The organism is Clostridium pasteurianum BC1 (assembly GCF_000389635.1).
In the GTDB taxonomy this organism is placed as follows: Bacteria; Bacillota; Clostridia; order Clostridiales; family Clostridiaceae; genus Clostridium_I; species Clostridium_I pasteurianum_A.
This window is the reverse complement of sequence record NC_021183.1, coordinates 20309-32781: the sequence shown is the minus strand read 5'-3', so window position 1 is coordinate 32781 and position 12473 is coordinate 20309. Positions and strand designations below refer to the sequence as shown.

11 protein-coding genes and 1 pseudogene are annotated in these 12473 nt (G+C 28.3%); 9 read left to right on the top strand and 3 right to left on the bottom strand.

The features are described from left to right. The first annotated feature begins 47 nt into the window (after positions 1-47). From CLOPA_RS26905 to CLOPA_RS25450, 6 genes and pseudogenes are all read left to right on the top strand, one after another. A complete protein-coding gene (locus CLOPA_RS26905) occupies positions 48-257 on the top strand; it encodes a hypothetical protein (RefSeq protein ID WP_431602588.1) in 210 nt (69 codons plus the stop codon). Further along, positions 254-880, top strand: a complete 627-nt coding sequence (locus CLOPA_RS23355; protein WP_431602587.1) for an IS3 family transposase — start codon at positions 254-256, stop codon at positions 878-880. The genes CLOPA_RS26905 and CLOPA_RS23355 overlap by 4 nt, the downstream gene beginning before the upstream one ends. Before the next feature lie 63 nt (positions 881-943). Continuing rightward, positions 944-1927 (top strand): annotated as a pseudogene (gene ltrA, locus CLOPA_RS23350) (group II intron reverse transcriptase/maturase); the annotation flags it as partial. Between the two features lie 52 nt (positions 1928-1979). Further along, positions 1980-2888: a group II intron reverse transcriptase/maturase gene (locus CLOPA_RS23345; protein ID WP_155242026.1), complete on the top strand. Its 909-nt coding sequence runs from the start codon at positions 1980-1982 to the stop codon at positions 2886-2888. A gap of 106 nt (positions 2889-2994) precedes the next feature. Next, positions 2995-4446 (top strand): IS1182 family transposase, encoded by a 1452-nt coding sequence (locus CLOPA_RS23340; protein ID WP_015617719.1) that lies wholly within the window; start codon positions 2995-2997, stop codon positions 4444-4446. A gap of 308 nt (positions 4447-4754) precedes the next feature. Then, on the top strand, positions 4755-5012 hold the full coding sequence (locus CLOPA_RS25450; RefSeq protein ID WP_155242025.1) for a hypothetical protein: 258 nt from the start codon (positions 4755-4757) through the stop codon (positions 5010-5012). A 162-nt stretch (positions 5013-5174) separates the two neighbouring features. On the opposite strand, the gene CLOPA_RS23330 is transcribed toward CLOPA_RS25450, so the two are convergent. From CLOPA_RS23330 to CLOPA_RS23320, 3 genes are all read right to left on the bottom strand, one after another. Further along, complete coding sequence (locus tag CLOPA_RS23330; protein ID WP_015617873.1) at positions 5175-5534, bottom strand: hypothetical protein; 360 nt, start codon at positions 5532-5534, stop codon at positions 5175-5177. A 485-nt stretch (positions 5535-6019) separates the two neighbouring features. After that, complete coding sequence (locus CLOPA_RS23325; protein WP_015617872.1) at positions 6020-7822, bottom strand: ABC transporter ATP-binding protein; 1803 nt, start codon at positions 7820-7822, stop codon at positions 6020-6022. Positions 7823-7847: 25 nt separating this feature from the next. Further along, positions 7848-9314: a glycosyltransferase family 39 protein gene (locus tag CLOPA_RS23320; protein WP_015617871.1), complete on the bottom strand. Its 1467-nt coding sequence runs from the start codon at positions 9312-9314 to the stop codon at positions 7848-7850. Between the two features lie 302 nt (positions 9315-9616). Here CLOPA_RS23320 and CLOPA_RS24630 point away from each other — a divergent pair, with 302 nt between their 5' ends. The 3 genes from CLOPA_RS24630 to CLOPA_RS23310 all read left to right on the top strand — a co-directional run bounded on the left by CLOPA_RS24630 (position 9617) and on the right by CLOPA_RS23310 (position 12464). Next, on the top strand, positions 9617-9766 hold the full coding sequence (locus CLOPA_RS24630) for a CLI_3235 family bacteriocin precursor (protein ID WP_015617870.1): 150 nt from the start codon (positions 9617-9619) through the stop codon (positions 9764-9766). Between the two features lie 137 nt (positions 9767-9903). Next, the gene (ccpM, locus tag CLOPA_RS23315) at positions 9904-11355 is read left to right on the top strand and encodes a Cys-rich peptide radical SAM maturase CcpM (RefSeq protein ID WP_015617869.1); all 1452 of its coding nucleotides are present in this window, start codon (positions 9904-9906) and stop codon (positions 11353-11355) included. After that, positions 11352-12464: a TIGR04066 family peptide maturation system protein gene (locus CLOPA_RS23310; RefSeq protein WP_015617868.1), complete on the top strand. Its 1113-nt coding sequence runs from the start codon at positions 11352-11354 to the stop codon at positions 12462-12464. Before ccpM ends, CLOPA_RS23310 begins: the two co-directional genes overlap by 4 nt. Positions 12465-12473 lie beyond the last annotated feature (9 nt).

Sequence of the window (12473 nt, the reverse complement as noted above, 5' to 3'; positions counted from 1 at the left end):
ATAAATGTGAAGACCTCAAGTGGAAACGCCAAGTTTCTGTCAACGGAATGCTTCGTATATTAGGCGTTTCACGTTCAGGGTATAATTCATGGCTGCATCGCCTACCTTCAAATCAACAAAAGAGAAAAGAAATTGTAAAGGAAAAAATTAAGGAAGTCTATGATCAATCCCACCAAAATTATGGTGCTCCTAAAATCACAAAAGAAAACAAAAAGCTGGTGAAAAAATATCAGAACGTACAGTTGGGAAATACATGAAGGAGCTTGGCATTAAAGCTCAATATGTAAAACCATATACCGTTACTACAAAGGATTCTGATTTCAGCAGCAAACTAGAAAACGTTCTAAATGAGCAATTTAATTCATCTGCACCAAACGCAGTATGGTGCACAGATATTACATATCTTTGGACTAATGCAGGTTTTGTATACCTTACAAGCATCATGGATTTATACTCTCGAAAAATTATAGCTTGGACGCTTACGGAAACTTTAGCTGTCTCATGTGTTATTGACACAATTAATAAAGCTAAGAAAAATAGAAAACTTGCTAACCCAGTTATTATACACAGTGACAGGGGCAGTCAGTATATATCAAAAGAATATCAAAAGGCTGCTTCAAAAATGATACTTAGTTATTCCAAGAAAGCTTTTCCATGGGATAATGCATGTATTGAATCTTTCCACGCAATTATTAAACGTGAATGGATAAATCGTTTTAGAATTAAAAATTATCGTCATGCTTATATTCTTGTATTTGAATACATTGAAACGTTTTATAATACTACAAGAATTCATAGTCACTGCAATTATATGTCACCAAATGAGTTTGAAAAAACATATGAAAAAGTCAAGGAACTTAGTATGTCAATGGCAAGTTAAAATATGGAAGTTAATTAGAACTTTCTCATTTTAATTTGTACTTTTTATTGACATAGCACCACTCAAATGGTAGTAAAGATACACTTTGAACCAAAAGTAGAACCAATATTTCATCCAGACTCTTATGGGTATAGACCAATGAAATCTGCAATTGATGCAATTGCAATAGTAAGAAAAAGATGCTGGAGATATAACTGGGTTCTTGAGTTTGATATCAAAGGTCTGTTTGATAACATCAACCATGAGCTACTAATGAAAGCTGTAAGAAAACATACTAACTGTACATGGATACTGCTTTATATTGAAAGATGGCTAACAGCGCCACTTCAAGATAAGGATGGTAGCATAATAACGAGAACATCTGGGACCCCTCAAGGCTCGGTGATTAGTCCGGTCTTAGCGAATCTTTTTCTACACTATACCTTCGATAAATGGATGGAAATTAATTTTCCAAGCAATCCATGGGCACGTTATGCAGATGATGCGGTAGCACACTGCAAAACAAAATATGAAGCTGATAATCTATTGATAAAATTAAACCAAAGGTTTAAACAATGCGCATTAGAGCTACATCCGGAGAAAACACAAATAGTGTACTGTAAAGATGACGACAGGCGTGGGAATTATCCAATAACAAAGTTTGATTTTCTTGGATATACCTTTAGACCGAGAAGGTCTAAGAACAAGTATGGCAAATACTTTATAAGTTTCTTACCGGCAGCCAGTAATAAAGCTTGCAAAGCAATGAGGCAAGTTATAAGAAATTGGAGGATACATCTGAAACCAGATAAGGAAATAATAGATATAGCTATTATGTTTAATCCGGTTATAAGAGGGTGGATAAACTATTATGGATGCTTTTACAAATCAGCGCTATACACAGTTCTGCGTCATATGAATAAAGCATTAGTTCATTGGGCTAGAAGAAAATATAAGAAATTACAAAGACACAGAACAAGAGCAGAAAGATGGATGGGAAGAATTGCTAAGCAATTGCCAAAGTTATTTGCACATTGGCAAATGGGAATTCTGCCTACGGCTGGATGATGGGAGCCGGATGAGCTGAGAGGTTCAAGTCCGGTTCTGAGAGAGACTAAGGGTGAGATTCCCTTGGTCTACTTGCCTTCTTGTCGGAGTAATAGGAAGTAGAGTGGATGCTATATCTATAAAGTTAGATATTAGTAACTTCCTAGAAAATAAACTCAAACTAAAGATGTCAGAAGAAAAAACGCTAATTACTAACTCTAGTAACAAAGCTAGATTTCTTGGTTTTGATATTACAGTTGATAGAAGAACAAATACAATTAAGAACAAAAAAGGTGTCATCGGAAGGTATTTTTACAACAGAGTTAAACTTATAATGCCAAGGGATAAATGGCAAAAGAAATTAATGGATTATAAAGCCCTTAAAATCAATAAGGATGCTAATGGAAAAGAAATATGGGAACCTATACGTAGAGGATACTTGAAAGATATGCCAGATATTGAGATTTTAAAGCAGTATAATAGTGAAATAGTAGGACTGTATAATTATTATAGTATTGCTAATAACGCTAGTATGGTGCATAGATTTAAATATGTTATGGAATACAGTATGTATAAAACTTTTGCAGCAAAATATGAATCTTCCGTCCATAAAATTAGAAAAAAGTTCAACTGCAATGGAAAATTTGCAATTAGGTACATTTCAAAAAAAGGCTATAATATTCTTCCTTTCTACAATGGTGGATTTAAAAGAAAAAACTTTGCTACTAAAGATAAAGGTATTGATAAAGTCCCTACATATGAGAAATATTTTACACCTAGAAGTTTAATTTCAAGGTTGCTTAAAAACAAGTGTGAGTGGTGTTTCAAAGCTTCAAAAAACATTGAAGTGCACCACGTAAGAAAGCTTAAAAGTTTAAGTGGAATGAAGAAATGGGAAAAAGTAATGATAGCTAAAAATAGGAAAACGTTAGTATTATGTTTAGAGTGTCATCAGAATTTACACTTAGGATTGTTAGATTGATAAGTGGAGAGCCGTATACGCTGGAAGGTGTACGTCAGGCTGTCTAACAATGCCAATAAGTAGTATAATTAAGATAGAATATTAAAGAAAAGAAAGGTTGTTGATTATGGCTTATTTGGCAGGTGTTGATAGAAATCAAACTACTTATTTGGTTACGTCATTAGATGATTTTATTGAAAATGATAATCCAATTAGAATTATTGATGCATTTGTAAATTCATTAAACTTAAAGAAACTTGGATTTGTTGTTTATGATTCAAATAAGCAAGGTCAATGTCCTTATGATCGTAAAGTATTGCTTAAATTACATGTTTACGGATATATGAATGGAATTAGGTCTTCTAGAAAATTAGAAAGAGAGACTGGAAGAAATATAGAAGTAATGTGGCTACTTAATTCATTAAAGCCTGACCATGGAACTATTTCTGCTTTTATTAAAGATAATAAGAAAGCCTTTAGAAATGTACTTAAAGAATTTACATTATTATTAAAAGGCTGGGGTTTAATTGATGGAAAACTAATAGCTATAGATGGAACTAAGTTAAAGGCTCAAAATAGCAAGCACAATTATATAACCGAATCAGTGCTCCAAAAAAAGATTGAATATGTAGAAGAAAAAATCGAAGAATATTTAAAACAGATAGAATCCAATGATGCTGCTGAAAATTTGAATAATGCAATATCGAATAAAAATGTAGCAGATTTACAATCAAAAATTGAGTCCTATAAACAAATGAAAGAAGCATATGAACAACAAAAAAAGGAAATGAAAGATCAAAAAATTAGCCAAATTTGTAAAACAGACAGTGATGCACGTGGGATGAAAAACAATGGGAAATTTGAGGTTTGCTACAATGTCCAGACTTCAGTTGATAGCAAAAATAAATTAATTGTAGATTGCGATGTAGTAAATGATATAAATGATTTAAATCAACTTTCAAATATGACTTTAAGAGCAAAGTCCTTATTGAGAAAAAGAAAATTGAAAGTTCTTGCAGATACAGGATATTATAATGCTGAAGAAATAAAAAAATGTTTAGATAAAAAAGCAATTTTGTATATAAAAAAATCAAAGTCCAATAATACAACTGGACAAAATGAATATAGAAAAGAGAATTTCAAATATAAAGAAAATACAGATACTTACATTTGTCCAGAAGGAAATGATCTTGCTTTCTCAGAATATAGCTCAAAAAATGGAATAAGGTACAAGCGATACAAATGTAAAAGCTGCAAAGAATGTTCTAAAAAAAGTCTATGTACCACAGCAAAAGAAGGACGAAATATTCAACGTTGGGAATTTGAGGAATTACTAGATCAAGTAGCTGAAATAACACATAGGAATAACAATATCTATAAAAAAAGACAATGCATTGTGGAGCATCCATTTGGAACTGTGAAACGAACGTTGGGATATACATATTTTCTACGCAAAGGATTGGAATCGGTTAATGCTGAGGCCGCCTCTATTTTTGTTGCCTATAATTTAAAACGTATAATAAATATTCTTACGGTGCCGATACTGATTGAGAAATTCAGCCAATTATCCATAAGGTAATTGGCTAAAAAAAAGCTTAAATTGCTAAAACTGAAAAATGTAAAACTTATAGTTCTGATAAAATTTATCATTAACAGTATAAAAACTAATTGTTAGACAGTCTGACGTACGGTTCGGTGGAGAGTACATCAAAACCTACTTAAGTAATTAAGAAAGGCGTGGTGTTGCTTATCCTACAAATAATTTTTAAAACATGGAAATCTATATTTCATATACATGGCGTTAAGCCAGTTAAAATAGAACGGTTTCAATGTCAGCTTTATGGCAAACTTATTCTGCTACTCGTCAGCTCTGCTGTAATATTTAAGATGAGGACTTTAGTTTTAGAAAATAAAGAGCTTGAAGTCAGTGAAATGAAAGTTTCAGAGATAGTTCATGAATATATTGGAAGACTATACTTTGAACTTATAAAATTTCCTAATGAGACTTTCAATACCTTAAAATTAGTATTTAAAAATATAGTTAAGAACGGTCTTAAATCTCATAGAAAGGACAAGAAAACTGTTTTTGATATTCTTGGAATTTGTTATAAAAAAACATCAGGGATAGTTGAAGTTGCTGCATAAACCGACTAAATAAAATCTTAAAAATTTCCACTGTATACGTGGTTTTTTTGGTGTACCATAAAATCGTTGAAATAATAATGTACTCTTACAATACACCATTGAATCTTATGAAAAGAAAGAATTATTGGTAAAATATAGTGCTTATTCAGAACTAAATACTATTTAATATGACTTAGCTTGATGGCTATGTGGAGCTACCCCTAAATAAACACAACAAACTAATGCAATTATAAAGATATACATAATTGGTATTGAAGTGGTTCCATTCAATAAATTTAAAATTATTATTAATCCTATTACAAATACCGCAGATATTACGGTTGTTTTTAATGATTTAAATAATGCTAAAATTTCTCGTTCATCTCTTTTTCTAGAAAATAATATATTTCTTGTTGCAACCCATATTATAGGTATAAAGATTCCTAATTGAATTAACATTTTTATATTATGCACATTGTAGGTAACCTTCATTATGAAGTTGTCTGCTGTTATCACATTTCTTTGTGTTTTCCAAAGTTTCAAAACCTCCTATTGTTCAGTCCTTCATAGAAGTCTCATGACACTTCTACTAATATGACATCTGCTGACTTCTCAGATTTCAGCTTTACATCTCTGTAAAGGTTATTGTTTCAAAATCCATTTCCGCAACATAAATCTAAGATCTCCCCAGGTAAGAACGCAATCTTTCACTCCATCTATCTGCTACATTTACACCGCCTGTTTCGGATAGTTTAGGGCTTTGTTTTGTATAGCAAACTTACCCACAGACATATGCCTTATATGTAGTTTCTGTCCGTCAGACCAGAGTTTTGCCGCCGACTTCCTTCAGATTCCACCTCACAGTGGACACCCTTGTCTTAAGCTATGCACTTGGCACTATCAACCCGCGCTTGGGACTTTCACCCATTAGATTGCGCCCATGCTGGGCACACTATAGTTAAAAAATCTTTGTGCTAATTTTTGGCACAAAGATTTTAGTTCCTCATAAAATATAAAACTAAACTAGTTTAATTCTGTAGTCTAAATTGTTTATCATATAAATCTTTATATACACTACATTTTTTCAATAATTCTAAGTGATTTCCATATTCAATAATTCTACCATCTTTAAGCACAAAAATTATATCTGCAGATATAATGGTTGAAAGCCTATGAGCTATAATTAAACTTGTACAAGATTTTAAAATAGGATCAATTGTTTTTTTAATTAATGATTCTGAATTAGAATCTAATGCAGAAGTAGCTTCATCAAAAATAATTACACTAGGTTTTTTTAGTAGTGTTCTAGCGATAGATAAACGTTGTTTTTCACCACCAGATAATTTAATTCCTCGTTCACCCACAATTGTATTATATCCATCTGGAAGTGAAATGATAAAATCATGTATATTAGCAGCTTTGCAAACAGATATTATTTCTTGGTCAGTTGCATGTGATTTTGCAAAAAGTAAGTTGTCTTTTATTGTAGTATTAAAAAGGAATGTATCTTGCGTAACCATACCAATGTGACTACGAAGAGAAGTAAGAGTAAAATCTTTAACATCTATACCATCAATAAATATAGAACCACTATCAACATCATAAAGGCGTGGAAGAAGATATGAAATTGTTGTTTTGCCAGCACCACTTGCGCCTACAAAAGCAACTGTTTGACCTGATTCAATTTTAAAGTTTATATCTATAAGAGTGTTACTTTTCTTTGTATATGAAAAATTTACATGTTTAAATTCAATATTCCCCTTTATATTAGTTATGATTTTTGAACTTGATGAGTCAGCTATGTCACTTTTTAGATCTAAATATTGGAATATTCTTTTAAAAAGTGCCGTAGCTCTTACTAGGTCAACATGTATATTAGAAAATGTGTTAACTGGAGAATACAAGTTAGTAACTAATGTAACAAACATAACAATTTCACCAATGCTAATATTATTATATTTTATTAAGATAAGTCCTCCAAAAAGATAAATCAATAATGGAGTAAGTGAAGATAAAATTTTAATGGTCATAATAAACCAGCGGCCTACTATTGTTTCACGAATCTGCAATTTAGTTACATCCTCATTTATTTTTTCAAATTCTTTATTCTTCTCTTTTTCTATATTAAAAAGGTTCATAAGCATAATACCACTAATATTTAATGTTTCTGTAATGATGTTTGTTAACTCTGCAAGTTTCACTTGAGTTTCAGTTGCTATCGCAAGTCTTTTTCTACCAACCTTTTTAGAAGGAATTAAAAAGATTGGTACTGAAATAATACTTATAATTGCTAATTTCCAATTCATGAAAAATAAAGTTAAAGATATTGTTACAAATGAAAAAACACCTTGTATAACTTGTATAAATGTATTTGAAAATATTCCTTCAATTCCTCCTATGTCATTATTAATTCTTGAGGTGATTTCACCAGATTTTACATTAGTGAAGAATTTAATAGACATACTTTGTAAGTTTTCATACATATCAGAACGTAAATCTCGAATAATATTTTTTGAAATGAATGTATTTAAATAACTCTGCCCAACCGAAACCAAACTAGAAATAAGTAGAGTTCCAAATGATAATAAAATATATGTTAACAGTAATCTTATATTCTTTTTTGGTAATGCAATATCAATAATGTCTTTTGTAAAGATAGGTTGTACAATATTTAAGATAGATGTTGATATTATTGTAAAGAGTATTATAATCATTGATTTCCAATAAGGCAAAAAATAATGCAATATTCTAAAAAATATATCTTTTTCAGTATCATTTTTATTATTAACTTTATTGAGAAGTTTTTCTTTTCGATAATCTATAGTTGTCATAGTATCCTCCCACAAATACGAATGATTATTTGTTGTTTTTTTTACTATTTCTATATAATTTATTGAATGGTATTTCATAAAATAATAATATAAATATCCAAGATACTATATATGCATATCTTGGTTGTTGTTCAATGATTAAATAGAACATGACAAATCCGCAAAATATTATATGAATTAAATGTATTTGCTTGTTATCATAAGAATCTATCTTTTTTACAAACAAATTTTTATATATTGATATTATTAAAATAATGTATAGTAATTGAGAATAAACAAATAATATAATACTAATAGAGAAATTAGGATTCAATATACTTAAATCACCTGTAGACCAATAAGCTCCAGAAAAATCTCCACTAGACCATTGAGCTATAAATTTAATTAAGTAAAATCCAATTAATTTATATAAAGGTGTTTTAGTAAGTCTTTCTGTAATAATATGTATACTGGCAGATTTAACTTGGTTATAATTAAAGTTATATTTTTCTGATAACTGAGCATCATCAATATTCCACATTCCTAACGAATTAATATTTGTTCCTTTTAAAATAGATGTTTCAAATGGTTCCCTTCCATTCCAAAGAGAATATTCAGTTACATTATTATGTAACAGTAAACTATTAACGCTAATTAAAGGTAAGATAAATGATACGATTAAGATTCCACTTATTAAAATGCTTTTTTTATTTCTATAATAAATTAATAAGTGCAAAATATAAGCTATAAGAATTATAATACCGACTATCCTAAAAAGATTGCCTATGCTTAGTAATATTCCCGAAATGAAGATCCATAATAAATTCTTTTTATTTTTAATTACTAAAATAAATAAATATACACTTCCTAAAAAAAATGGCATGGCCAAATTTTCAGAGCAAAGAACGGAATTATAAAATATAAAGGCTGGAAAAATACATGCCACAAATGAAATCATAATTGATTTCACTTTATCTTCATATAATTCAAAACTAATTAAATAAATAATATATACATTAATTGTAGACAAAATAATATTTATAAATTTAATTGCAAATATAGGTTTATGAAATATCTTTATTAGTTCACCAAGGTATATTGATAAAATTGTTAAATGAGGAAATCTAGCAATATAACTTACACCCTTGAAAACGGAATAATCTCCCAATGCAAATTTTTGGCTACTTGCATAAATTACTGCAAAATCTGAAAATGGTTTTGTATCTATTAACAGAATGTAGGATAATCTTAACAAAAATGCTAATAATAAAATAATTAATAAAATTAATCTATTAGAAAAATCCTTTTTTACTAGACTATAAATAAAGTGTCCTAAAAATAAACAAGCTAATAAAATAACTAATATGATTACTATTGAGTATACTATATTCTTAAAGGAAAGTTTAAAAAAACTTAAAAATGGCATTGCTATGCTTCCTACCATAATAAGAAAAAAAAGAATTTTTAAAAATACTCCTACAAAATTGTTAAATTTATCCTGCATATAATTCATGAATCCTCCTAAATAATCTTGTGACTTACATAATATAGAATATATTAAAATTATTATACAGTCAAATTTGTTTTTTTAAATTTTTGTATAATTTGACATAAAAGAAATTTTATTATATTATATAAAATATAAAGGGATTAGTTATATTTATATACATCATTGTTTCTATTTTACAAAAATAGGACAAGTACTTATATAAAAATGATTATTAGTTATTAGAATTCTTATTTCAATTCTAGAAAGAAATAAAGGATTTTGATATATAATTTTATAAATTTTTCATATGGGAGGATGATTTTAAAATGAAATTATTAGGTAAAAAACATGTTAAAGTTATGGAAACAATCGAGGCATATGCCTGTTCAGGTGTAGCAATATGTAATTGTAGTGGTACTGGTACAGCTTACAGTTCACTTAATGATCAAATATACTGGGATGTATTCTGGAGCTAGGGATACTGGTACAACTTACAGTTCACTTAATGATCAAATATACTGGGATGTATTCTTCTAAAAAAGTAAAAAGCGTAGGATAAAAAAATTTATCCTACGCTTTATTATAAAATTTTATTTCAAAGGCAGGTACTTTTATGTTAATCAACAAACCATTTATTAAACTTTTTAAAACACGTAGTAAGTATTATATGTATGATGTAAACAAAAATACTATATTAAATATTGATAATAAGCAGTATACTTTTTTAAAAAATTGCTTAGAGTTTAATGATAATTGCTTTGAAACAAAAGAAGTTAATAGACTGTATAAGGATGGATTTTTATCTTCAAATAAAGTAAAAAATATAGTTCATCCTGCTGAGGAATTATTACCATACTATTTAAATAATAATGTGCAAATGTTAATTTTACAGGTAACACAGCAGTGTAATTTTAGATGTGAATATTGTGTTTATTCAGGCGCCTATTTAAACAGAAGTCACTCAAATAAAAAAATGGATATTTCAACAGCTTTAAAAGGAATAGATTTTATTATTAACCATTCAAGTAATGTTGAAACAATCAATATAGGTTTTTATGGTGGAGAACCATTGCTTGAATTTAATTTTATAAAGAAATGTATAGAGTATGCTGAAGAAAAGTCTGATTGTAAAAAAATAATATTTTCAATGACTACAAATGCATCCCTTTTAACAGATGAAATTGTAGAATTCTTATATAAACATAGTGTATTGTTAACAATTAGTTTGGATGGTCCTAAAGAAATACATAACTCTCATAGAAAACTTGCTTTAAATAATAATGGAAGTTTTGATAAAGTAATTAATAATATTGTTAGAATAGAAAAAAAGTTTCCTGAATATATAAAAACTATTCTTTTTAATACAGTTATTGATACTGAAAATGATTTTGATTGTATAGATAAATTTTTTCTTAGTTATGATACTGTAAAAAATATAGCATTAAGATCAACCTTTATATCTAATAACTATAAAAAAGATGATATAGTTATTAATGAAAAACGTCAAGACTACTATTCTAAGCAATCATATGAATTATTTAAAATTTTCTATCATTTGATAAAAGAAAAAAGTACTGAAAATTGTTCAAGGATAGCAATAGAAGAATATAATGAAGTTGCAAAATTATCAAAAAAATTAGTTCCTCAAGAAATATTGCCTGAAAGAGCACATCCTTCTGGTCCATGTATTCCTGGTACTCACAGATTATTTATGAATGCAGATGGATTTTTCTATCCATGTGAAAGAGTTAGTGAATCTTCGAATCTTATGCAAATAGGACATATAGATACGGGTTTTGATATAGATAAGGTTAAAAAGATACTTAATATTGGTAAGGTAAATGAAAACGCTTGTAAAAATTGTTGGGCAATAAGACTTTGTGGTATATGTGCATCCTTAATAGACTCTACAGAAAAAGAATTTTCAGAAAAAAGAAAAGAGGAATTTTGTAAAAAATTCAAATTATCTTTAGAAGAAAAACTTAAAAATTATTGTTTTTTAAAAGAATTCGGTCATGATTTTGAAAATAATGTAGAAATGAATTTAAATGAGGTGATAAAGTGAAGAATAAGGTAATGATATATCCATTTGACATTGAATCTGCTCCATTAATAAGACATAATAATCTTATTAATGAATATGATATTGTAGCTGCTGTATCTCCAAATGGATGGGGGTTTAATGGTAAAGATATTGGAAATGTTGATAGTGGTGAACTTATAAATTTAAAGATAAGCAGTGATTTTGATGAATCATTAAAAAATTGCGATACAGTGTTTTTTAATGAGCCTAGCAGAAATATAGATTTTAATAAATTTATATTTCCACACATTATGAAAGCTGTTAATAGTTTAAAAAATATAATTTGTACGATTGAACTTGAACAAAAAATAATAAATGAAATATCAAGTATTTGCACAAAAAATAATAAATTATTTAAATATTTTCCCAATAAAGATATGGACACAAAAAAGCCATTAAGTGAAAAAATTTACACAATTGATGTACCAGTAATTTTTGTGGTTGGTCTAAGTGAACGAACAAATAAATTTGAAATACAATTAAATCTAAGAGAAAATTTTAAAAAAATGGGTTACAAGGTTTCTCAGATAGGATCACGTCATTATTGCGAACTATTTGATTTTCATTCATTCCCTAGATTTATGTATAGTACACTAATAACTGAATCAGAAAAAATTATTCTATTTAATTATTATATAAAAAGTATATCAATCAAAGAAAATCCGGATATAATAGTAATTGGTATACCTGGTGGTACAATGCCTTTTAATTATGAATTTACAAATAGATTTGGCATTTTGGCTTATGAAATTTCTCAAGCTATTTTACCAGATGTTGTTGCATTAAGTCTACCATATAGTAATCTTTCAAAAGATTTTTTTGACCTTATATCAAAATCATATAAATATAAGTTTGGTTATGATATTGATTGTTATAATATTTCTAATTCATATTTTAATCTTCAAGGTAGTCAACTTGCAAGAACACCCCAATATATCACACTAGATTATAAATTTATTGATGAAAAGAAAAAGATATATACTGACATAAATACTCCAATATATAATATTTTAAATTCTGAAGATCCAGAAAAAATGGCTGAATTTATAATTAACAAATTACAAGAATATGGTAAAAATCAAATTGTTTAATCGGAGGTC